Annotated in this window: 25 protein-coding genes and 1 pseudogene; 15 read left to right on the top strand and 11 right to left on the bottom strand. The window is 61.7% G+C overall.

Annotated elements, in window-relative coordinates; genetic code table 11:
- The first annotated feature begins 20 nt into the window (after positions 1-20).
- Genes ACVCNR_RS00635 through ACVCNR_RS00615 form a run of 5 tightly spaced genes read left to right on the top strand, consistent with a single transcriptional unit; the run spans position 21 to position 4,159 of the window.
- Entirely contained in the window at positions 21-365 is a 345-nt protein-coding gene (locus ACVCNR_RS00635) for a YfdP family phage-associated protein (RefSeq protein WP_447073382.1), read from the top strand.
- A gap of 26 nt (positions 366-391) precedes the next feature.
- A complete protein-coding gene (locus tag ACVCNR_RS00630; RefSeq protein ID WP_447073380.1) occupies positions 392-1,357 on the top strand; it encodes a DUF2303 family protein in 966 nt (321 codons plus the stop codon).
- Positions 1,354-2,478, top strand: coding sequence for a DNA polymerase III subunit beta (gene dnaN, locus ACVCNR_RS00625; RefSeq protein ID WP_447073379.1), 1,125 nt, complete (start codon positions 1,354-1,356; stop codon positions 2,476-2,478). Before ACVCNR_RS00630 ends, dnaN begins: the two co-directional genes overlap by 4 nt.
- A 48-nt stretch (positions 2,479-2,526) precedes the next feature.
- Positions 2,527-3,030: a dATP/dGTP pyrophosphohydrolase domain-containing protein gene (locus ACVCNR_RS00620; protein WP_447073377.1), complete on the top strand. Its 504-nt coding sequence runs from the start codon at positions 2,527-2,529 to the stop codon at positions 3,028-3,030.
- Positions 3,023-4,159: a DUF5131 family protein gene (locus tag ACVCNR_RS00615; RefSeq protein ID WP_447073375.1), complete on the top strand. Its 1,137-nt coding sequence runs from the start codon at positions 3,023-3,025 to the stop codon at positions 4,157-4,159. Before ACVCNR_RS00620 ends, ACVCNR_RS00615 begins: the two co-directional genes overlap by 8 nt.
- Here ACVCNR_RS00615 and ACVCNR_RS00610 read toward each other — a convergent pair.
- Positions 4,153-4,416, bottom strand: coding sequence for a DUF982 domain-containing protein (locus ACVCNR_RS00610; RefSeq protein WP_447073374.1), 264 nt, complete (start codon positions 4,414-4,416; stop codon positions 4,153-4,155). The two genes, ACVCNR_RS00615 and ACVCNR_RS00610, sit on opposite strands and share 7 nt — an antisense overlap.
- 47 nt (positions 4,417-4,463) lie before the next feature.
- On the opposite strand from ACVCNR_RS00610, the gene ACVCNR_RS00605 reads away from it, so the two are divergent.
- The 5 genes from ACVCNR_RS00605 (at position 4,464) to ACVCNR_RS00585 (ending at position 8,939) form a co-directional block, all read left to right on the top strand.
- On the top strand, positions 4,464-5,183 hold the full coding sequence (locus ACVCNR_RS00605) for a hypothetical protein (protein WP_447073372.1): 720 nt from the start codon (positions 4,464-4,466) through the stop codon (positions 5,181-5,183).
- A complete protein-coding gene (locus ACVCNR_RS00600; RefSeq protein WP_447073371.1) occupies positions 5,180-5,452 on the top strand; it encodes a hypothetical protein in 273 nt (90 codons plus the stop codon). The genes ACVCNR_RS00605 and ACVCNR_RS00600 overlap by 4 nt, the downstream gene beginning before the upstream one ends.
- A complete protein-coding gene (locus tag ACVCNR_RS00595) occupies positions 5,445-6,566 on the top strand; it encodes a site-specific integrase (protein WP_447073369.1) in 1,122 nt (373 codons plus the stop codon). Before ACVCNR_RS00600 ends, ACVCNR_RS00595 begins: the two co-directional genes overlap by 8 nt.
- A 373-nt stretch (positions 6,567-6,939) precedes the next feature.
- Positions 6,940-7,694 (top strand): IS5 family transposase gene (locus ACVCNR_RS00590; RefSeq protein ID WP_447073368.1). Its coding sequence is split into 2 segments (ribosomal slippage): positions 6,940-7,272 and positions 7,275-7,694, totalling 753 coding nucleotides; the frame shifts between segments, so codons are not numbered across the junction.
- A 291-nt stretch (positions 7,695-7,985) separates the two neighbouring features.
- Positions 7,986-8,939, top strand: a complete 954-nt coding sequence (locus tag ACVCNR_RS00585; RefSeq protein ID WP_354195811.1) for a glycosyltransferase — start codon at positions 7,986-7,988, stop codon at positions 8,937-8,939.
- Positions 8,940-9,100: 161 nt separating this feature from the next.
- Here ACVCNR_RS00585 and ACVCNR_RS00580 read toward each other — a convergent pair whose 3' ends face one another.
- The 5 genes from ACVCNR_RS00580 to ACVCNR_RS00560 form a co-directional block, all read right to left on the bottom strand.
- The gene (locus ACVCNR_RS00580; protein WP_354195813.1) at positions 9,101-10,639 is read right to left on the bottom strand and encodes a glycosyltransferase family 2 protein; all 1,539 of its coding nucleotides are present in this window, start codon (positions 10,637-10,639) and stop codon (positions 9,101-9,103) included.
- A gap of 185 nt (positions 10,640-10,824) precedes the next feature.
- Positions 10,825-12,327 carry an alanine/glycine:cation symporter family protein gene (locus ACVCNR_RS00575; protein ID WP_354195815.1) on the bottom strand — a complete coding sequence of 501 codons (1,503 nt, stop codon included), beginning with the start codon at positions 12,325-12,327 and terminating at the stop codon, positions 10,825-10,827.
- Between the two features lie 281 nt (positions 12,328-12,608).
- Positions 12,609-13,298 (bottom strand): DnaA regulatory inactivator HdaA, encoded by a 690-nt coding sequence (hdaA, locus tag ACVCNR_RS00570; protein ID WP_354195817.1) that lies wholly within the window; start codon positions 13,296-13,298, stop codon positions 12,609-12,611.
- A 20-nt stretch (positions 13,299-13,318) separates the two neighbouring features.
- Complete coding sequence (locus ACVCNR_RS00565; protein WP_354195819.1) at positions 13,319-14,485, bottom strand: AI-2E family transporter; 1,167 nt, start codon at positions 14,483-14,485, stop codon at positions 13,319-13,321.
- Positions 14,460-15,014, bottom strand: coding sequence for a CDP-alcohol phosphatidyltransferase family protein (locus ACVCNR_RS00560; protein ID WP_447073366.1), 555 nt, complete (start codon positions 15,012-15,014; stop codon positions 14,460-14,462). Before ACVCNR_RS00560 ends, ACVCNR_RS00565 begins: the two co-directional genes overlap by 26 nt.
- Positions 15,015-15,193: 179 nt before the next feature.
- On the opposite strand from ACVCNR_RS00560, the gene purM reads away from it, so the two are divergent.
- From purM to ACVCNR_RS00540, 4 genes and pseudogenes are all read left to right on the top strand, one after another.
- Positions 15,194-16,258 carry a phosphoribosylformylglycinamidine cyclo-ligase gene (gene purM / locus ACVCNR_RS00555; RefSeq protein ID WP_354195823.1) on the top strand — a complete coding sequence of 355 codons (1,065 nt, stop codon included), beginning with the start codon at positions 15,194-15,196 and terminating at the stop codon, positions 16,256-16,258.
- Positions 16,255-16,968: a phosphoribosylglycinamide formyltransferase gene (purN, locus tag ACVCNR_RS00550; RefSeq protein ID WP_447073363.1), complete on the top strand. Its 714-nt coding sequence runs from the start codon at positions 16,255-16,257 to the stop codon at positions 16,966-16,968. The genes purM and purN overlap by 4 nt, the downstream gene beginning before the upstream one ends.
- A gap of 16 nt (positions 16,969-16,984) precedes the next feature.
- Positions 16,985-17,182 (top strand): annotated as a pseudogene (locus ACVCNR_RS00545) (SixA phosphatase family protein); the annotation flags it as partial.
- 30 nt (positions 17,183-17,212) lie between these two features.
- The gene (locus ACVCNR_RS00540; protein ID WP_447075726.1) at positions 17,213-17,503 is read left to right on the top strand and encodes a SixA phosphatase family protein; all 291 of its coding nucleotides are present in this window, start codon (positions 17,213-17,215) and stop codon (positions 17,501-17,503) included.
- Between the two features lie 4 nt (positions 17,504-17,507).
- On the opposite strand, the gene ACVCNR_RS00535 is transcribed toward ACVCNR_RS00540, so the two are convergent.
- Positions 17,508-19,385, bottom strand: a complete 1,878-nt coding sequence (locus ACVCNR_RS00535; RefSeq protein ID WP_354195829.1) for an ABC-F family ATP-binding cassette domain-containing protein — start codon at positions 19,383-19,385, stop codon at positions 17,508-17,510.
- A gap of 60 nt (positions 19,386-19,445) precedes the next feature.
- Positions 19,446-19,958, bottom strand: coding sequence for a DinB family protein (locus tag ACVCNR_RS00530; RefSeq protein ID WP_447073362.1), 513 nt, complete (start codon positions 19,956-19,958; stop codon positions 19,446-19,448).
- 145 nt (positions 19,959-20,103) lie between these two features.
- Here ACVCNR_RS00530 and ndk point away from each other — a divergent pair, with 145 nt between their 5' ends.
- Complete coding sequence (gene ndk, locus ACVCNR_RS00525) at positions 20,104-20,526, top strand: nucleoside-diphosphate kinase (RefSeq protein ID WP_354195833.1); 423 nt, start codon at positions 20,104-20,106, stop codon at positions 20,524-20,526.
- A gap of 76 nt (positions 20,527-20,602) precedes the next feature.
- Here ndk and ACVCNR_RS00520 read toward each other — a convergent pair whose 3' ends face one another.
- The 3 genes from ACVCNR_RS00520 to moaD are packed head-to-tail and all read right to left on the bottom strand — an operon-like array spanning position 20,603 to position 22,153.
- Complete coding sequence (locus ACVCNR_RS00520) at positions 20,603-21,508, bottom strand: YbaY family lipoprotein (protein WP_447073361.1); 906 nt, start codon at positions 21,506-21,508, stop codon at positions 20,603-20,605.
- Positions 21,429-21,896, bottom strand: a complete 468-nt coding sequence (locus ACVCNR_RS00515) for a molybdenum cofactor biosynthesis protein MoaE (RefSeq protein WP_447073359.1) — start codon at positions 21,894-21,896, stop codon at positions 21,429-21,431. Before ACVCNR_RS00515 ends, ACVCNR_RS00520 begins: the two co-directional genes overlap by 80 nt.
- Positions 21,897-21,901: 5 nt before the next feature.
- Positions 21,902-22,153: a molybdopterin converting factor subunit 1 gene (gene moaD, locus ACVCNR_RS00510; protein WP_354195838.1), complete on the bottom strand. Its 252-nt coding sequence runs from the start codon at positions 22,151-22,153 to the stop codon at positions 21,902-21,904.
- Between the last annotated feature and the right edge of the window lies 1 nt (position 22,154).

The following is a 22,154-nucleotide window of genomic DNA, read 5'->3' as shown; positions in this document are numbered from 1 at the left end:
ACGGCCGAGAGGACAAGGAAATGAAGAAGATCCGCGACGGGCAAACCATCATCGGCATGCTGGAGGGCGGCGAGCTTGCCGCAGCGCTCGGCACCGAAATTACCGAGACGTTGGCCAAGCTCAAGGAGCTTGCGGGCGACCGGCCCAAGAACAAGGCCAAGGGCTCGGTGACGCTCAAGATCAACCTCGAGGTCGAGGCCGGCGCCGTCACCATCAATTGCGATATCGATTCGAAGCGGCCCAAGCCGCAGCGCGGCTCGTCCTTCTACTGGGTGGTCGATGACGGCTCGCTGTCGACGGAGCACCCCCAGCAAACCGACATGTTCGCCGGCCCGCGCGAAGCGCGCCAGCGCGAAAGCGTCTGACCCTCCAAACCTGAAAGGAACCGTCAATGACCGACAAGACAACGAACGCCGAAGCCACTACCCTCAGCCTGCCAGGCTGCCTGGGCTTCGATCTCGACATCGCCGCACAGCTCGGCACCAAGGCTAATGGCGTCGAGATCGCCGCCCTGAAGAATATGTCCAATATGCCGGGCCTGCCGGGCGAAGTGCCGGTCGCGCTGCGCCGCGGCGAAACGCCGACCGTCGAGGGCCTCGAAAGGCTGTTCGAGCCCTACCGCCTCCACCCAACTCGCAAAACCGGCACGGCGCAGGCACAGACCTTCGAAAGTTTCTGCGACCTGACCAACCGCCACAAGACCGAAAACAGTGCCATCTTCGCGAACATCGACTGGCGCAAGCCGACGCTCACCACCGTCATCGACTACCATGAGGCGACAAACGGCGGCAAAGCCGACTTCGCCAAGCATCGCATCCACTACGCCTTCCCGCTTTCCGAGGAGTGGAGGAAGTGGGTGGAGAAAGACGGCGAGCCGATGCAGCAGAACGAGTTCGCCTGGTTTCTCGAGGATCGCATCGTCGAGGTTTCGAGCCCGACCGAGGAAGACAAGGCCCTTTACGAGAGCCAGTTCAACACGAAGATCGCGCTGGCCAGCCAGTTGGTCGAGCTTTCGCGCGGGCTTTCCGTGCGCGTCGATGCGACCGTGAAAGCGACCACGACGCTGCAGACCGGCGAAGGCCAGATCGCATTCGAGGAAACCCACAAGGGCGATGACGGCAAGCCGCTCAAGGTGCCGGGCCTGTTCATGCTCTACATCGCGCCCTTCTTCATGGGTGAGAAGGTGCGTATTCCAGTGCGCCTGCGCTACCGCCCGGTCAATGGCAAGATCGTCTGGTTCTACAACATCTTCCGGCCGGACCAGTTCGTGACACAGCATATCCGCGACACGCTGTTCGAGGCGGCCGACAAGACCGGCCTGCCGACCTACAGCGGCACCCCGGAGAACGGGGCATGACGAAGGCGGCCTCAACCATCGTGATCGGGCGGGAGGCATTGCTTCCCGCTCTGGCTCTGGTCAGCCGTGTTGTAGAGCGGCGCAACACGATCCCGATCCTCTCCAACATCCTGCTGGCGGCCGATATGGGCACGCTGACGCTGACGACAACCGATCTCGACATGGAGATGACCACGGCGCGGCCATGCCAGCTTGCCGGCAAGGCGATCTCCACCACTCTGCCGGCCGCGCACCTGCACGACATCGTGCGCAAGCTGCCCGAGGGCTGCGAGGTCCAGCTTTCCGGCGACGAACAGGCATGGACGATTTCCGGCGGCCGTTCGCGTTTCCAGATTTCCTGCCTGCCGGCTTCCGATTTCCCGGCCATGACGCGGGCCGACCTCACCGCCACCTTCACCCTGCCGGTGGAGGTGCTCAAGCATATGATCGAGACAGTGCGCTTCGCGATTTCGACCGAGGAGACGCGATATTATCTCAACGGCATCCACTGGCATGTCGGCGAAAACGGCACGCTGATCGCTGTCGCAACCGATGGGCACCGCCTCGCCCGGCACGTGTCCGTGCTGCCCGAGGCCGCCGATTTCCCCGGCATCATCGTGCCGCGCAAGACGGTCGATTCGATCCTTAAGATGCTGCCGGAAAAGGGCAGCGTGACCGTCGGCATCGCACCGACGCGGATCGTCGTGACCCTGGAGGACGGCACCGTGCTGGTTTCCAAGCTGATCGACGGCACTTATCCCGACTATCAGCGGGTCGTGCCGCAGGGCAACCAGAACAGGTACATCGTCGACCGCGCCGCTCTGCTGGCCGCCGTAGATCGCGTCTCCACCATTTCCACAACAGGCCGGGCCATCCGATTCAACTTCGGCGACGGCGAGCTAGCGCTCACCGCACACAATCCCGACGCCGGCACCGGCGAGGACGCCATCCCCGTCGTCATGGAGGCCGGGCAGCCGGTGGAGATCGGGTTCAACGGCCGCTATTGCCTCGACCTGCTCAACGCCACCCAGGCCGAGAACCTGCTGGTCGAGCTCGGCGACGCCGGCGCCCCGGCCAGGCTGCTGCCGCAGGATGCCGGCGACAACCCGCCTTATTTCGTCCTGATGCCGATGAGGGTTTGAGCGATGGGCACTTTCACTGTGGTATCAAGCGTTTCCCACAAGTCGCTCATGAACAAGAGCAAGGATGATCTGGCCAGATGGATCTTGCACCTTCTCGATTGCCGGGATGAGAACGAACGCCTGCGCGTTCAGCGTGTGGTCGACCTGCTGGAAGCGAACAACTGCTACCAGCAACTGGCCCGTGACGCGCGCACGACACTCAAGACGCGCTTCGATCTGGTCACTCACCTGGAGCGCCAGCGAGAATTCTCTTTGAAGACTTTCGGCCCCGGCACCCGCGCCGCCGGCGTTGTCGACCACATCCGCAAGGAGTTGCGCGAGATCGAGGCTGACCCGACCGAGGTCGAGGAATGGATCGATGTCATCATCCTCGCCTTCGACGGGGCATGGCGCGCAGGCTATGAGCCGGCCCAGATCGTTAAGGCGATCGTGGCCAAGCAGGCCAAGAACGAAAAGCGCCGCTGGCCGGACTGGCGAACGGCCGATCCAGACAAGGCGATCGAGCACGACCGGAGCGCGGATCGCCCGGCTGAGGGTGAAAGCCATGGCTGATCACTCCTCAATCGAATGGACTGATGCGACGTGGAACCCGATCACCGGCTGCTCTGTCGTCTCGCCCGGCTGCACGAACTGCTATGCGATGCGGCTGGCCGGGACGCGCCTCAAGCATCATCCGAGCCGCGCTGGCCTCACGCGCGAGACGAAGGCCGGCCCAGTTTGGACCGGAGAATCCCGCCTCAATACCGAATGGCTCGACCAGCCGCTGCGCTGGAAGCGCCCCCGCATGATTTTCGTCTGCGCTCACGCGGATCTGTTCGCAGAGAACGTGCCTGACGAGTGGATCGACAAGGTTTTCGCCGTCATGGCGCTGGCGCCGCAACACACATTCCAGGTGCTGACCAAGCGCGCGGCCCGCATGCGTACATATTTGTCGTCACTCCCTGCTCGGGTCGAATCTGTGGCCCGCGCAGCCGCCTGCATTTGGCCCGGCGAAGACAGCGACGAAGCTTACTATCCTGTCGAGGAGGCGATCCGGAGGCCGCTGCCCAATGTCTGGCTTGGCGTCTCGGCCGAGGATCAGCAGCGCGCCGACGAACGCGTTCCCGAGCTACTCGCCACGCCGGCAGCGATCCGATTCGTCTCGGCCGAGCCTCTGCTGGGGCCTATCGACTTCTCTTTCCTGCGCCAACCCAACATGGGCGGTGGAGAATGGTGGCTGGACGCCCTCAAGGTAGGGCGCGGTGGCTGGTTCAGTGACGAAGCGGCGACGCAGCCGATGGACGACAAGGATGCGCGGGATGGTTATGCCGCGCTCGATTGGATCATCGTTGGCGGCGAGAGCGGCAAGGACGCCAGGCCCATGCACGGGGATTGGGCGCGCACGATCCGCAATCAATGCGCAGCCGCGGGCACGGCGTTTTTCTTCAAGCAATGGGGCGCCTGGGCGCCAAACGTCGGCGCGGTCGACGGCTGGGCCCTCGACGACGATCCCGAGATCAGCCGTTTCGAGCATCGCGAATGGGAAGACGGCCGCTGGAGCGAGCCTTTTTATCCCATGTGGTGCGACTGGGCCGATGGCAATTACGATCCCCACCACTGTGTCTCGCGGATCGGGAAACGCCGAGCAGGCCGGTTGCTAGACGGCCTCCTGCACGATGCAATGCCCGGGGCTGGTCAATGAGCCGTTTCAGCCAAAATCTCGGCTTCGCGCGCGGCTTCCTCGAAAGCCCTCTGGGCTTTTGCCTGCGCTCGATCGTCGGACGGATTGGAATAGGCCGCCAGCGCAGCTTGTCGTGCCTTGAGATAGGCAGGCCCCTTGCCAGGCCAATCCCCCAACAACAGTTCGACCGCGCGGCCGAGGCGAGTCACCGCCACGGTTGTGTGGCTGTTGATGAAAACGTACGTGGGCTTGTCCCACCAGGCAGATGTGTCGGCCATGCAGGCCTCCTTTCCGATCCGCAACGAATCACCTGGAGGGTTGTTCCATGACCGGCCGCGACCTACCGATATTGTTTTCCGGCAGCATGGTCCGCGCCATCCTGCGCGAAATTGAGCAGCCCGGCACCGGCAAGACGCAGACGCGGCGGGTTCTGCGTAAGCTGCGTAAATTCGGCCCCATTCTGGAATTCGAGCGCAGCGACACTCGCGGCTACAACTGGCATTTTCGCGACAAGGCGATGCGCTGGCACGATCTTCGCCACTCGGAATTGCTGACTGTAGTGCCGTATCAGGTCGGTGACCGCCTCTGGGTCCGCGAGGCATGGCGGGTCACAAAGGCGCTTGATGAACTCGCCCCGAGCGATCTCGACCGCTCAACGATGCCGGAATGGCTCACCACCGATCCCAATCTCTATGAGGGTCGTAAGCGCCCCGGAATGCATCTTCCTCGCTGGGCCAGTCGCATCACACTGATCGTCACCGATGTCCGCGTGGAGCGGCTGAAAGAGATCAGCGCAGAGGATGCGATCGCGGAAGGTCTCGAAGACGATCTGGTAGGACATCTCGATAGCTGCGGCCGACGCAGCGTCGCGAAACACTACCGTGGGGCCGATTTCCTTCCCTGGCTTCAAGACCCCATCGAGAGCTATGCCAATCTGTGGGACCAGATCAACGGCGCAAGGGGGCACGGTTGGGAAACCAACCCGTTTGTCGCTGCCTACACGTTCCGGCCGGTCCTCGGCAACATCGACGAGGTGGCGCGATGACATCCATCCGCTTCAAGGTCGATCCGCGGGACGTGCCGCCTATTATGGCCGCCCGTCGCCTCGGCTTGACCATGGAGCAGTTCGAGGCCGCGCTTCCACGGCTGCTTGGCCGAGGCTTCCCGCCATCCGATCCCGACACCGGGAATTACGACCTCGACGCTATCGACGCGTGGCGCAGCTCTCGCCACCGTCGACTCTTGCAATCGCCTGCGCCGCAGGAACATAATCTCGGCCTTGTCGCTGCAAGGCTGGAGCGGATGGGTGGCTAAGGTGGATATCCCCTATTACGTAGTAAAAAAGGGGAAATACGGATACTGGCAGCCCACAAAGACCATGCGTGATGCCGGTTTTTCTGCCATCCGCTGTGGGCTTGACGGGCCCGATGCATGGAAGATCGCGGCAACGTGGAACGAGCGCTGGCAGCGCCACAGGCAGGGCCGCGCGCAAGACGAGACAGCCAAGTGGCCACCACGTTCTGTCGGCGAAGGGTTCGAGCGCTTCCGCAAGACCGATGAATGGTTGATCAACAAGCGGCCGCGGACCCGCGAAGAATGGGAGCGTGCCTGGGCGCGGATATCCCCGATATTTGGCGACCTGCCACCCACCAGCCCAGAAATTAATCTGGAATCGCTGTCCCAGTTCCGGACGATCATCGCCAACACGGTGTCGCTTCGCGAGGCCTGGCGTACGATCAAGATCTGGCGTGCGCTCTGGAATGTGCTCATTGCTCTTGGCTATTGCGGTGGCAAGGAAGACCCGTCTCTCGGCATCACCAATTCCGCGCCGCCGCCCCGATCCGCCGCATGGACCGAAGGCGAGGCTGTGCGGCTCGCAAAGAGAGCATGGCGCGAGGGCTATCACGGACTCGCAGTCGCCATAGCGTTTGCATGGGACACACAGTTTTCGCCCGTTGATCTGCGCGCCCTTACCGTCGCGATGATCGCGGGGGAAGACAGCAATCGGCACTTCCCGATAAACCGCACAAAAACGGGACGCGCAGGCATCGGCACGCTCGGCCGGCGCGCGCTCGCTTTGCTGGATGCATATCTGGAAAAGCATCCCTGCGAGGTCGGTGCGATACTACGCAACAGGTCGGGGGCACCCTACTCACGGTTCACCATGCCTGACGACTTCGCAGCGGTGCGCGACTTGGTCTTTCCCGCAGACAAGCGCACATTGGCCGACATGCGGAGATCTGGTGCCATCGAGCTACAGGCAGGGGGCGCGGCGCCGGCCATCACCTCGGCCAAGATGGCCAACTCAATCGGTTCTGCCAATGCCATCCATCGAACCTATCAGCCCGTCGACATCACCACTGTTCGACAGGCCGACGAAGCGCGTCGAGTAGGCCGCCGCAGGATACGGGAAACATCCAAGAAATGAGTTCCAAGTTTCGCGATCTGTTCACGTCGTTTCGGCGAGATGAAAGTTGGAACTATCGCAGTAAGTAATGAATATCGGATGGCCTTCTAAGCCGATGGTCGCAGGTTCGAATCCTGCCGGGATCGCCAGTATCCGCAATTTTTTTCGTTGTCAGGATTTTTCTTGCAGTTGTTCTTAGAAACCCTTTGCTCCAATATTATTTGAGCCGCCAAAAATTCCCGCTTCACTTAAAAATTTAAATCCTTGCAGAAATCTTGCTGCACGGTTTCTTCTGGCCTAAGCAGTAGTTGGGGTTATTAGGGTCCGGACCCAATAACGGGGTTCCCCCTGCCAGCCAGATCGTGATTCACTGCCTCATCGAGGAGGCGGTTATATGGGTGATTTCTTTTGGTTTTCCGATACGCAGTGGGCTCGGATCGAGCCGCTGCTTCCGACCGACGTGCGCGGCAAGCCTCGCGTAGATGATCGCCGTGTGCTGAGTGGCATCGTCCATGCTCTGCGCTGCGGCGGCCGTTGGGCCGACTGCGCCGATGTCTATGGACCGAAGAAGACGCTTTATAACCGGTTCGTTCGCTGGTCCGAACGCGGCATATGGGAGGGCATATTCAGCGCGCTGGCGGGAGCAGCAGATGCGCCGGACCGGTTGTTTATCGATAGCTCCTGCATCAAGGTCCACCGCTGTGCGGGTGGCGGAAAAGGGGGGCCTTGGCCCATGGTATCGGCCGCACGAAAGGCGGACGAAACACCAAGCTCCATGCCGTCTGTGACGAGAAGGGCCGCCCCTGCGTCCTGCTCCTGACGCCCGCAAACGTGCACGATTGCAAGGTCGCACAGCTTTGTATCGAGGCGATGCCGCCGTCCGCCGAACTCGTCGCTGACAAAGGATATGATAGCCAGGCGCTACGGGAATGGCTGGTCGAGCGTGGCACCGAGCCCGTCATTCCGCCCCGCAAGAACCGTAAGGTCCAGTACGACTATGACCGCGCTGTCTACAAGCAGCGCAACATTGTCGAGCGCATGTTCTGCCGCTTCAAAGACTGGCGACGCATCGCAACCCGTTTCGACCGCAACGTCAAAAACTTCATGGGCGCTATCAGCCTCGCCGCCGCCGTCATATGGTGGCTGTAGTGAGTCCGGACCCTATTGTTTGGGGGACCGCACCATGCTTATGTGCGGAAAATGCGTCGGACTCGGGTGCGTTTTTGATTGTCCGCGTTGGCCGGACTGCAGTTGTCCGGATGGGACTATCGATGACGATTGCCCGGGAAAAACGGTCGTCTGCTCCGAATGCAATGGAACGGGAAAGGCCCGTCCCGCATTTCAATCCAATGAAGACCGGCAAAGGAAAGCGCAACGTTGACTGTGCATACGAAGGTGGACTAGGAAACCTTTCCGTCGATATAGAACCGGAGTGGAATAATGGCGGCTAGGCGCAAGGTGCTTTTTATCGGCCCCGGGGTGAAGGCGACTAACCAGGTCTGGGGCGGCTCCATTGCGACCTCGTACAATTTCCTTCGAAGCATGGAGCTTTCCAAGCGATATGAAGTGCAACACATTGATCGGAGGCACATAAAAGGCCCTCGGGAATTGTACGACACATTGAGATCGACAAATTACGATGTGCTCCACGTGGATGATGCCGGGAGCGGGCTTCAGATATGCTATTCAGCCGGCGTTCTGCCCGATGTCATTGGCCCTATCTCCCGCGCTCCCAACGGCGTGAAGGAGTATAAGATCGGAGGCGAGCTCTGGGAATCGATTTACACTCCGGAATGGTTTTATCAGGCTGTTGTGATCCGCCTGAACGCCAACGAGGAGCGCGCACCCTACTATAAGGATAAATATCTTAGAATTTCACAAGGCGTTGACACGGAAAAGCTACGTCCGGAGACCAATCCTAGGGAGAGGCGCTATGTTCTATGGGCGGGTGACGCCAATCGTCCCGCCAAAAACTATGCTCTTATAGAAGAAATTATATCCATAACGGTGCTGCCCGAGCCTTATGAATTCAAGGTCATGTCGGGATACCAGGTTGAGGATTACTGGAATACTCTTAATGACACAGTGATACTTATAAACACTAGCAAGTATGAGAGTTTTTGTGCAGCCATATTCGAGGCGAAGGCCAAGGGCGTACCAACAATATACCGGCAAAAACTTCATAACGACCGCTTCCCGGATGGCCGCATACAAGTTCCCTATACCGCTGAAGCTTATCGCGATGAAATCCTCAAACTCCTGGGCGATCCTGAACTCCTCGAACAGGAAGGTCGCATGAGTCGCGACTACTGCGTCGAGAACGCCTCATTCGAGGTCATGAAGAACTCATATGAGGCAGCCTACGATATCGCCTTTGCACGCAAATCATCCTAATGCCATTATTCGATGGAGTCCGTGTTGCACCTCCCGTTTCAGTCTTGCTGGGAGTTAGAGCGGGGAATAGTCGCAATGCTGGTTGCCCTTGAATTTCCCCATTTTTAAGCAACCAAAAATGTTCAGAAGCTGGCCAAGCGACGACATAGAGCGGTAGTAAATTACTCGTACGACTCGCCCGCGGTGACAAAGAATTGGCCGGCATCGTGACGTTGACGGTACATCGTGCGGTATCTGCAGCGCGCCGACGCCATTGTTCCTCCATCCGTTATTCCGGTTCGCAGAGAACCCGTCAACGAGGATTTGGACCAGTCGGCGAACAGAAGTGGCTTCGATATTTTTACGACCGCATCTCCGGCGACCGCTCGCAATCTCGATAGGAATTCTGAATCTGCTCCGAACGGGACTGTTTCGTAGAAACCCAGATTCTGCGCTACCCAACTCCGCCTGTAGCATAAAGAGGACTGATCCTCCTGGACATAGCCGCGCTGCCGCGGCTTGATGCCGATATCCTTGTTGATGCGGAGCAGGCTGCCGATTGTCGCTACAGACTCTTGGTTTGCCATCAAAGGCGCGACCAGTTCCTCGATCTTGACTGGGTGCGCCCAATCGTCGGAGTCGTTGCAGGTGAAGAATTCACCCTTGGATTCATGTAGTGCCCTGTTCCTGGCTCGGTATGTGCCACCATTCTGCGGTTGGCTGAATACGCGCACCCGAGGGTCGCGCTTTGAAAACAGCGTTGCAATTTCGACCGTGGCATCGCTGCTGCAGTCATCGACCACCAGCACTTCGATGTTCTTGTAAGTCTGGCGCAGAAGGCTTTCGAGCACCGGCCCCAGGGTTGCCTCTGAATTGAAGGTCGACATGGCTATACTCACCAACGGATCAGCCCAGAATCCCTTGTCCGTGGCAGAGGTCAGATTTTTTACCGAGATGCCCTTGTCATCATTTTTCAGGCTTACCTCCGACAACTGAAGCATGGCCAGAGCCCTATTGAACTCTGTCACCTGCCCAACAAAATCGCCGCGCCGCAATCTCAGATTCGACCAGAACAGGAACAAATCTGATGAAGCCGAGGAGCCTCGTGATCTTAGGCCATGCCTGAGGCACGCCTCCTCGCCAAGATAATTCAATGCCGTATTATTGGCAAATATCTCTTCCTTCAATGTCATCTTGAACTTCGTTTCGCCAGCAATTTGATCGAAAATTGATCCCAGCAGATGTTTGTCTTCAAGAAGATATGCCTCACCCAGCATCCTGAGGAGCGAACGCTGATCGAAAGCACCCAAAATCAGGGTATCCCGAGCGAATTCATTCGCTTCCTTGAACTTTGCGAGCGAGAGCAAGGCAATGAAATAGTCTAACCGGAATGTGGGATGTAACCAAAGACGCGTTGGGATCTGTGACGATGCGGCAAGGAGCGCTTCAGGCTCGCCGGTTTCCAGACACTCTTTTGCAAATCGCCGATAGCGTTGAGCTTCGGAAGGCTCCGCCTGACCCGCTCGTGAATCATCGACGGCAAGACCGTAAGCATAATCGGCGTTACCAGCATGGCGCCGTTCACCGAACCGACGAATATAATACTCGTCGTATGTGGCAAAGTTCGCAACGGTGCTGTGATTGAAGCTTTTCCGAAGCGAGTAGGACAGGCGTGGTGGCAGATTGGCGTTGATTCGCTGCAAGAGGGATAGCTTCGTCACTTGATGCCCTTTCATTCCACCCGCGTGTTTAGAATAGCCGTTGGTCAGGTTTCAAGACGAGCCGACACATAAACTCGCTCAATCTTCGGCTTTGTCGCCTCGGGGTGCCCGTCTCCTCCCGCCATACAAGCGAAACGGGGTCTCGATCGAGGCCCCGTTTCTAGTTTCGAGCATGTCAGCCAGTGCTATCCGACCCGGACCGCAGCCGGCGGCGTTTCGCCGGAGGGTGCGCTTTCGCTGGCTTTCCATTCGGCCCAGCCGGGCTCACCCTTCATGAAAGCCTCGATTTCGGCACGGCTGGCTTCAAGCTTGGGATCGTGCTTCAGGTAATACCTGGTCTCGCGCACGATCAGTCCCGAGAGGATCAGCAGGCCGATCAGATTGGGGATCGCCATCAGGCCGTTCATGACGTCCGAGAAGTTCCAGACCACGCCGAGCTGCACCGTGCAGCCGAAGAACACGACCAGCGAGAACAGCACGCGGAACGGCATCACGCCGCCACGGCCGACAAGGCGCTCGACATTGCGTTCACCATAGTAGGCCCAGCCCAGAATGGTCGAATAGGCGAACAGCACCAGGCCGATGGTCACGATCCAGTGGCCCCACTGGCCAGGCAGGCCATGGCTGAAGGCCTGGCCGGTCATGATGGCCGCCGAGATCTGCTTGCCGGTTTCGGGATCGACCGAATTCCACACACCGGTGGTGATGATGACCAGGCCGGTGCAGGAAACCACGATGATGGTATCGATGAAGGTCTGCGTCATCGACACCAGCCCCTGCCGGACCGGATGGGTGGTCTGCGCCGAGGCAGCGGCGATGGCCGCCGAACCCATGCCGGATTCGTTGGAGAAGATGCCGCGAGCCACGCCATATTGAACGGCGATCATGATGGTCGAGCCGACAAAGCCGCCCACCGCCGACGAACCGCTGAAAGCCGAGGTGAAAATCTCGACAAAGGCGGCCGGAACCGAGGCGATGTTGACCATAAGGATATACAGCGCGCCCAGCACGTAGAACAGGATCATCACCGGCACCAGCCCGGCGGTGACCTTGCCGATCGACTTGATGCCGCCAACCAGCACGAGCATCGTCATTGCCGCAAGCACCGCCCCCGTCGTCCAGGTGGGAACATGGAAGCTGCGCTCCAGATTGGAGGCGATGGAGTTGCCCTGGGTCATGTTGCCGATGCCGAAGCAGGCGCAGACGGTGAAGATCGCGAAAGCCAGGGCGAGGAACTTGCCGAAACCGTTGGGGATGCCCCGCTCCAGATAATATTGCGGGCCGCCAGACTTCTCGCCGGCTGCGTCGGTCGCCCGGAAGCGAACGCCAAGGAAGGCTTCCGAATATTTCGAGGCCATGCCCAGCAGCGCCGTCACCCACATCCAGAACAGCGCGCCCGGGCCGCCGATGCCGATGGCGGTCGCCACGCCGACGATGTTGCCGGTGCCAACCGTGGCAGCCATGGCGGTGGTCAATGCCTGGAACTGGGAAATGTCGCCCTCGGCATCATCGTCCTTGCGCTTGATCAGCCCAAGCCGCAACGCAGCTCCCAGCCGCAGGAGCTGGATGCCCCTCAGGCGCACGGTCAGATAAAGACCGGTACCGAGCAGCAGCGGTATCAGCAGGTACGGCCCCCAGACAATGCTGCCTATATCTCCCAGAAACTGTTCGAGCCCATCCAAATTCATATGCAGAATCCTCCGCCTACATTCCAATTTGCGGGATGGGTCAGCAAGTTTGCCCCGCAATGTCAAGCAGCCGGAGATTGGGCCAGAACGGATTTCCACTTTCTTCACTGCCCGGAATTCGACTTTTGTACTATAGAAAATTTTCCACGTTGGCGGTATCGGCCCCTCCCCTTCAGGTTGTATTTCCCATAGAACTTCAAACAGCAAACAAGCCTGTCGAGGCTTCCGCTTCATATTCCTGAATGTCCGGGAAAGGCTGCCGACCGGCAGTCGAGAAAGGGTCAGAAGCCCAGTTCGCCCTGACCTTCATCCATGGCGCTGACGGCCTCGGCCGCGAGCGCACGGGTGATGCGGCTGTGCTCTTCCAGCGCCATACGGTCGAGCTTTTCGACGACACGAATGGCGGTCGCCAGCGAGCGCTCGATACGGCGTACCAGATATTGCACGACCGCAAGGTCCACTTCGATCTGGCGGTCGGCGAACAGCTTGGTGATGACGCCGGCCAGCAGCATGTCGTCCGGCTCGTGAATCTCCACGGTCGGGGCGGCCGTCAGGCGCGAAACGAGATCAGGCAGCCGCACGCCCCAGGCCGAGGGAAAGCGCCGGGCCGTCATCAGCAGATGGCTGCCATTGGCGCGCACGTGGTTGATGAGATGGAACAGGCCGTTTTCATCGATGACCGCGCCGTCGACATCGTCAAGCAGCACCGGCCGGGCGTCCAGCGAACCGACCGTCTGCGAAAGATCGTCCGCGCGCAGCGAAACCGCGCCCGAAAGGGATCGCCAGATTGCGGCCAGATGCGTCTTGCCGGCTCCCGTCGGACCGGAAAGCACCATCACCGGCGCCGGCCATTCCGGCCAGCGGTCGATCAGCGCCACCGCCTCCTCATTGGCCGGCGACACGACGAGATCGTCGCGCGAGTAGCCGGGAGCATGGCTGAAATCCAGCGGTAACTGTCGGGGCCTGTCCATTTCCTGCACCATATAAGGCGTCAGTCGTTCTTGCCGGAAGTGCCGGTGCGCGCAACCGCGGGCGCGTCTTCATCCCCGTTTCCCCGATAGAGCGGGGAGTCCAGATAGCGGGACAAGGCAAACCGCACCAGGACGGCGATGGCCGCTGCCGCCGGCACGGCAATGAGCAGGCCGACGAAGCCGAACAGGGCGCCGAAGGCGAACAGGGCGAACATCAGCCACACCGGATGCAGGCCCACGCTTTTGCCGACAAGCTTGGGCTGGAGGATGTTGCCCTCGATGAACTGGCCGACGAAGAACACGCAGGCCACCGCCACCACCATGATCCAGTCCGGCCAGAACTGCACGAAGGCGACGCCGACGGCCAGAACCAGCCCGGTCAGCGAGCCGACATAGGGAATGAAGCTGATCAGCCCGGCGAACAGGCCGATCAGGATGGCGAAGTTGAGGCCGGTTAGCGTCAGGCCGAACGCGTACATGGCGCCCAGCACCAGGCACAACGTGCCCTGCCCGCGCACGAACCCGGCCGTCGCCGTGTTGATGTCGGCAAAGATGGTCCGCACTGTCTGCACATGGTCGCGCGGCACCCAGCTATCGACCACGGTGATCATGCGATCCCAGTCGAGCAGCATGTAGAAGGCCACTACCGGCGTGACCACCAGCAGGCTGACCACGGAAACCAGCGCCATGCCGGAGCTCCAGATCGACTGGAACAGCGTCGTCAGCAGCCCAAAGCCGGAGGTCAGCAGCGAATTCAGCCCTTCCTTCAGCCCCGCCGCATCGACCCCGAAACGGCGTTCCAGCCATTCCGGGTCGAAATTGGTGACCAGCGCCTGCAAGCGGGTCATGTAGTCGGGCAGCCTCGCGGCGAAATCCGCCATCTGCGAGGCAAGGACCGGCACCAGAACCACAAGCGCAAGCACCAGCACAATGATGAATGCGAACAGGATGACGATGGTGGCCATCAGCCGCGAAAGGCCGAGCCGCTGCAAGCGGTCGGCCACCGGATCGAGGAAATAGGCCAGCGCCATGCCGGCCACGAACGGCAGCAGGATGCTGGAAAACACATAGAGGAAAGCCACCAGCACAAGGGCAGCGGCGCCCCAGAATAGCGCCTGCCGTCGCCACGCAACGGACATCTCGGCCCTGGCGGCGCCCTCATCAGTTCTGGATCGTGCCTTTGCCATTGCAGCTCATATGCTTAAGCCAGCCGAGGAGATAGGCTGCCGCCGAAGCCACGGTCAAGAGGCCCGACAGGATTATCAGGAGAAGGCGGAGGGGGCCGAAGCCCATGCCGAAGGCGAGTTCCGCCAGAACGATGCAGGCCAGCAGGATCTGAACCGCCGTGTTGACCTTGGACACCAATAGCGGCTTCATCTCGACCGGATTGCCGATGATCGTGGACAAAAGCACGGCACAGACGATCAACCCATCGCGCGACACCGCGGCAATGACCAGCCAAAGCGGCAGTTCGCCGATATAGCCCAGAACCACGAACACGCTGACCAGCAAGGTCTTGTCGGCGATGGGATCGAGATAGGCGCCGAGCTGCGAGCGCTGGTTGAACTGGCGCGCGATGAAGCCGTCCACTGCGTCCGAAACGCCGGCCACCAGGAACCCCGCGAACGCCCACTCCCAGCGTGCCTGCAGCATGGCCAGCACCACGCCAGGGACAAGCAGGAGACGCAATATGGTGATCAGGTTCGGTACGGTCACTTCGGTCTCGACATTCAACCGGCAATAGATGGATCAGCAAGGCCGGCGCGGCAAGGGAAGACAAGGTTCCGCAAGCTCGCGGCGCATGCCTTTCCCCAGTTCCATCCGCCTGCACATCTGCGCTACCTTGCGGGACAGGGCCGTTCATGCGAAGAGCCCGCCATAGCAAGGGGAAAGCGATGGCCGAACGCAAGACCGGGCTGACTTATGCCGAAGCAGGCGTCGATATCGATGCCGGCAATCTGATGGTGGAAAAGATCAAGCCGCTGGTGCGCGCCACCCGCCGGCCGGGCGCCGATGGCGAGATCGGCGGATTCGGCGGGTTGTTCGACCTCAAGGCCGCAGGCTTCACCGATCCGGTTCTGGTGGCTGCCAATGACGGCGTCGGCACCAAGCTCAAGATCGCCATCGATGCCGGCAAGCATGACACCATCGGCATCGATCTGGTCGCCATGTGCGTGAACGATCTCGTCGTGCAGGGCGCCGAACCGCTGTTCTTCCTCGATTACCTCGCCACCGGCAAGCTCGATCCGGACCAGGGCGCCGCCATCGTCGGCGGCATCGCCAAGGGCTGCCGGGAAGCCGGCTGCGCGCTGATCGGCGGCGAGACGGCGGAAATGCCGGGCATGTATCACGGCGACGACTACGACCTTGCCGGCTTCGCCGTGGGCGCGGCCGAGCGCGACCAGTTGCTGCCGACGAACGACATCGCCGAAGGCGACGTGATCCTCGGCCTTGCCTCCTCCGGCGTGCATTCCAACGGCTACTCGCTCGTGCGCCGCATCGTGACGGCGGCCGGCCTCGGCTGGAGCGACCGCGCGCCCTTCGACAAGGGCCAGACGCTGGCCGAAGCGCTGCTGGAGCCGACCCGCATCTATGTGAAGCCGGTGCTGAAGGCGATCCGCGGCACCCATGGCATCAAGGCGCTGGCCCACATCACCGGTGGCGGCTTCCCCGAAAACATTCCGCGTGTGCTGTCCAAGGACTTCTCGGCCGAACTGGACCTCGACACCATCGAGGTGCCGCCCGTCTTCTCGTGGCTAGCCGAGGCCGGCGGCGTGGAAGCCACGGAAATGATGCGCACCTTCAATTGCGGCATCGGCATGGTGATCGTGGTCGCGTCCGGGCAGGCCGCACAGGTCGCGGCCGTGCTTCAGGAAGCGGGCGAGACGGTGACGTCGATCGGCCGCATCGTACCGCGCCGCGATGCCGGCGTGATCTATCGGGGGACCATCGGCCTATGAGAACTGCACGCAAGCGCACGGTGGTGCTGATTTCCGGGCGCGGCTCGAACATGACAGCGCTGATCGAGGCGGCATCCGATCCGGCCTATCCGGCGGAGATCGTCGGCGTCATCTCGGACAAGGCCGATGCCCACGGACTGCGTGTCGCCGCCGCGCGCGGCATCCCGACACACACCATTGCCCGCAGCGACCACGCCAGCAAGGCCGACCACGACAAGGCCATCGACGCCGCGCTTGCCGGCTTCAAGGCCGATATCGTGGCGCTGGCCGGTTACATGCGCCTGCTGACCACGAGTTTCGTGGAAAAGTGGTCGGGGCGCATGATCAACATCCACCCTGCCCTGCTGCCGGCCTTCAAGGGGCTGGACACGCACAAGCGCGCGCTGGAGGCCGGCATCAAGGTGCATGGCTGCACCGTCCATTTCGTCACGCCGGAAATGGACGACGGGCCGATCATCGCACAGGCTGCCGTGCCGGTTCTGGTGGGCGACGACGAGGCCACGCTTGCCGCGCGCGTGCTCAAGGCCGAGCATCCCCTTTACGTGCTGGCGCTCAAGCTGCTGGCCGAGAACAAGGTGACCATGGCCGGCGGAAAGGTCCGCTTCGCCACCGGCAACGGACTGGTCGAGAACCCGGACACGACCCTGTTCTCGCCTGCCGACCTGCGCGACGAGGTCGACCTCGAAGCCCTGGCCCGCTTTACCCCCTGACCGGCCGGTGGCGGCAATGCGCCAGCTCCTGTTGCTGCGTCACGCCAAATCGAGCTGGGACGATCCTGCGCTTGCCAATTTCGAGCGCCCTCTTGCGCCGCGCGGCAGGCAAGCCGCCCCGCTGATCGGCAGGGAAATGGCACAGCGCGACTGGCTTCCCGATTTCGCACTGGTATCAGCTGCAGTCCGGACACGCCAGACGTACGAACTGGTTTGTGGGCAATGGCCCGCCGGAACCCCTGCTATGGCATTCACCGAAGCGATCTATGAAGCGGCGCCCCGCGACATTCTGGGTGAGATCCGGCAGGTTTCCGCCGATGTGCGCTGCCTGCTCGTCGTCGGCCACAATCCGGGCCTCGAAACGCTTGCCCGCGACCTTGCGGGACCGGGAACCGACCCTGCCGCCCTTGAACGCCTCAAGGCCAAGTTCCCGACCGCCGCGCTGGCCCGATTCGAGGTCGTGACGGGCTGGCCGGAGCTTTGCGCCGGCTCGGCCCGCCTCTCGGATTTCATCCGGCCGCGCGATCTGGGCTGACGCCTTACTCGGCGATGCCCTCCTCATATTCGGCTGACATTTCCAGCCAGCGCTCTTCCTGCCCGCTTAGTTGCGTGACGAGGTCGGAGCGCTCCTTGGCCAGTTTCGTGGCCTTGGCGGCGTCCTTTTCGTAAAGCGCGGGATCTCCCAATTCGTCCTCGATCAGGTCGATGCGCTTGCGCAGCCGGTCCATCAGGCCTTCAGTGGCCCTGATCTGCTTGGCCAGAGGTTCCAGCGCGGCGCGCCGCTGGGCGGCCTCGCGCCGGCGATCCGCCTTGGACGCCTTCTCCGCCTCGCGCCTGTCGCGGCGGTCCGCCGGCTGGCCCGTCACCAGCGTCTTGTAGTCGTCAAGGTCGCCGTCATAGGGATGAACCGCCCCGTCCTTGACCAGCCACAGGCGATCGGCTGTCGCTTCAAGCAGGTGGCGGTCGTGGCTGATGAGGATCACCGCGCCCGGAAAGTCGTTCAGCGCATGGATCAGCGCTTCGCGGCTGTCGATGTCGAGGTGGTTGGTCGGCTCGTCGAGAATGAACAGATTGGGGCCCTCGAAGGCGGCAAGCCCCATCAGCAGCCGCGCCTTCTCGCCGCCCGAAAGGTCCTTGGCAGCGGTGTTCATCTTCTCGGTCGAGAGGCCGAACTGGGCGACACGCGCCCGCACCTTCGATTCCGGCGCGTCCGGCATCAGCCGCCGCACATGCTCATAGGCATTCTCTTCCGGCCGCAGATCGTCGAGCTGGTGCTGGGCGAAGATCGAGGTCTTCAGGCCCGGCGCAACGGTGATCGTCCCGGTTTCCGCGGTGAGGCGCCCGGCCAGCAGCTTGGCGAAGGTGGACTTGCCGTTGCCGTTGGCGCCCAGCAGTGCGATGCGGTCATCGTTGTCGATGCGCAGGGTCATGCGCTTCAGCACCGGCTTGCCGGGTTGGTAGCCGACATCGACGCCCGACAGCGCCACGATGGGCGACGCCACGGTCTTTTGCGGCTCGGGGAAGGAGAACGGCCGCACGCTTTCGTCCAGAACCGCGCCGATCGGCTTCATGCGCTCCAGCGCCTTGATGCGCGACTGCGCCTGCCTGGCCTTGGATGCCTTGGCGCGAAAACGGTCGATGAAGGATTGCAGGTGCTTGCGATGCGCCTCCTGCTTGGTTCGGCTCTTTTCCTGCAACTCCCGCTGCTCGGCAAGCTGGCGCTCGAACTGGTCGTAGCCGCCGCGCCAGAAGGTGAGCTTCTTGCCGTCGAGATGCACGATGGAATTGACGGCGCGGTTGAGCAGGTCACGGTCGTGGCTGATGAGCAGCACGGTGTGGGGATATTTCGCCACATAGGTTTCGAGCCACAGCGTGCCTTCGAGGTCGAGATAGTTGGTCGGTTCGTCCAGAAGCAGCAGATCGGGCTCCGAGAACAGCACCGCCGCCAGCGCCACGCGCATGCGCCAGCCGCCGGAGAAGGACGAGGCGGGACGCTTCTGCGCCTCCTCGTCGAAGCCGAGGCCCGACAGGATGGTGGCGGCGCGCGCTTCGGCGGAATGAGCGTCGATATCTGCCAGGCGGATATGGATTTCGGCGATGCGATGCGGATCGGTCGCCGTCTTCTCTTCCTCCAGCAGGGCGGCGCGCTCCTTGTCGGCCTTGAGCACGATATCGATCAGCGGCTCCTCGGTGCCCGGCGCCTCCTGTGCCACCTGTCCGATGCGCAGCCCCTTGGGCAGGCTGATCGATCCCGTTTCCGAAGGCATGTCGCCGGTGATGGCGCGAAACAGCGTGGTCTTGCCGGTACCGTTGCGCCCGACAAGGCCGGCCTTGGTCCCGGCCGGGAGGGTGAGCGAGGCATGGTCGAGCAGCAGGCGCCCGGCAATCCGCAGCGAAAGGTCGTTTATGATCAACATGGTCGCGCGTTTTGGCCTGCCGGCACGCCGAAGGCAAGGCCGAAAGCATGGGCCAAGCGATCAGGCGTAGGCCCTGCCCTCTTCCGTGCGCTGGAAATAGACGAGGTCCAGCACTACCGATTGCCGCCCGAGCATCGTCAGGATCGTGTGCGCCTGTCCGCGATGGTGGGTCTGGTGATTGAAGAAATGGCCGAGCGCCGGCGAAAGCCGCTGCGAAATGGTGCGCATGTCGGTCACGGTAATGTAGGTGAAACGGCCCGCCAGGTCCTCGGCCCCCAGGTTTTCAACCCAGCCGGAAATGCGCCTGTCCTCGGCTTCGCGCGCCGCCCGCAGTTCCGGCAGGTCCTTGTGGAGGATCGTATCCAGTTGCGTGGGTGCATCGCCCTCGCCCGTAAAGCGCTTCATCCAGATGCGGTCGGCGACGAGCACATGGTTGAGCGTACCCATCATCGAGCCGAACGCGGCGCCGACATCACGGCGGAACTCGTCATCGGTGAGATCGGCCGCCGCATCATAGATGCGCGTATTGGCCCACCGGTTGTAGGCTGCAAACATCATGAAATGGCGCTTCATCCGCTTTCTCCCGCCCCTTTGCCGAAAGAGGTCTAGCGCTGCGGCTTCCCATCGCCAACCCCTGTTGCGGCCTCCCCTTGGCAATAGGCCGGGCGGCCTGTATAGAGCGCGCCACACAGCAATCCCAAAATCAAAAGGACCACCCATGGCGCTCGAACGCACCTTTTCCATGATCAAGCCGGATGCCACCCGCCGCAACCTGACCGGCGCCATCACCAAGATGCTCGAGGATGCCGGCCTGCGCGTCGTCGCTTCCCGCCGCGTGTGGATGAGCCGCCGCGAAGCCGAGGGCTTCTATGCCGTGCACAAGGAGCGCCCCTTCTTCGGCGAGCTGGTCGAATCCATGTCCTCCGGCCCGACCGTGGTGCAGGTTCTGGAAGGTGACAACGCCATCGCCAAGAACCGCGAAGTGATGGGCGCGACCAACCCGGCCGACGCCGCCGAGGGCACCATCCGCAAGACCTTCGCCCTGTCGATCGGCGAGAATTCCGTGCACGGCTCCGACGCCCCGGAAACCGCGGCGCAGGAAATCAGGTACTGGTTCTCCGACACCGAGATCGTCGGCTGAGCGAAAGCTGCCGCAACGAAAAAAAGCCGGGGCATGTCCCCGGCTTTTTTATTGTCTGATCAATGCGTTATCTGCTTTATCTGGTAAAATGCAGCAATTCCTTGCCGTCTGTGTCGCTCAGCACCAGCTTGTCCTCGGCCGTAGCGTGGCTGGCGACCTTGCCCAACGCCTGGAAGAAGGCGTGCTCGGCTTCCATCCGCTTTTGCTCACAGGCCATCTGGGTCGCGCCGACCTGGCTGAAGGAAATGGCTTCGCCTTCGATCTTCACGCCGGCGAAATAGCCGTTGCACGGCCCCTTGCCGTGGGCGCGGCCATCCTGACCGAGGGTCAAGGTCGCAGGGTTTTCCGGCAAGTCGTCAAACCCGTCCATGAAGGTCAGCTTCCACTCGATGTCGTGGAGCGCATCGGTGCTTTCCTGGGCAACACGCTTCACCAGCACGGTCTGGGCCTCTGTCGTCCGCGGATCGACTTCATGGCGCGTGTCGTTGATGAACCAAAGCTGGTTGTCGACGGTGATGCGCGCCTGAAGCGCATAGGTCATGTTCGGCTTGATGACCGAATCGTCGAACTTGATTTCAAAGTGCACCGGCACCTGTCCCGAAGGCGAAATCTCCTGCTTGCCGATCACGGCCGCCGGCGCGTCGGCAAGCGACACATCCGCCAGTTCGACCGACACCACCGCATTGTCGGGCAGCGCCATGCGCTCGCGATAGGTGACCTCGCCTTTGAGCACCATCTCCGCCGCGAGAGACGGCCCGTTCATGGCCAGAAGGCCGGCAACAGGCACCAGACCCAACAAAATCAGTTTTTTCAGCATCTTCTGTCCTCGTTTCGATGTCCCACAGCGCAGCAGGATTGAGGAAAAACCATGACGCAGCGCAAAATCTGCGGTTGACCCAAGGTTATCTCTTCCAACCGGAGATTGCCAGTTCGTCGGCCTCCTTGGCCTCGACCCAATCGCCTTCGGAGCCGTCCGCGCCATGCTCCTTCTTCCAGAAAGGCGCGCGCGATTTCAGGAAATCCATGACGAAGGTGGCAGCCTCGAACGCGGCCTGCCGGTGGCTGGAGGCGGTGACGACCAGCACGATGTTGTCGCCGGGGTTCAGTTTGCCATGGCGATGAATGGCGGTGAGGCCCTGCAGTGGCCAGCGGGTACAGGCCTCGGCGGCGATGCGCCTGATCTCGGCCTCGGCCATGCCGGGATAGTGCTCGAGTTCCAGCGCCGACAGCCGCCCGGCCTCGTCGCGGCACAGGCCGGTGAAGGTGACGACCGCACCGATGTCCTTGCGCCCCTTCGTCAACCGGGCGATCTCTTCGGCCACGTCGAAATCGGCGGCCTGGATGCGGATGTCCGGCTCGACGTCGGCCATGGCCGTCAACCGCCGGTCATCGGCGGAAACAGGGCGATCTCGCTGGCACCGGCGATCTTCTCGCCATGGCCGACATGTTCCTGATTGATCGCCACGCGGATCACTTCGGGATGCTGCAAGGCGTTTTCATATTCCTCGCCGCGCTGCCTCAGCCATTTCAGCAGATCCGAGACGGTCACCACATCGGCCGGCAGATCGAGGTCTTCCTGCGGCTTGCCGATGCGTTCGCGCACCCAGGCGAAATAGATGAGCTTCATC

It is taken from the genome of Aquamicrobium terrae (assembly GCF_052978165.1).
The sequence above is the reverse complement of the archived record's forward strand: the minus strand, read 5'-3'. Positions and strand labels throughout refer to the sequence as shown.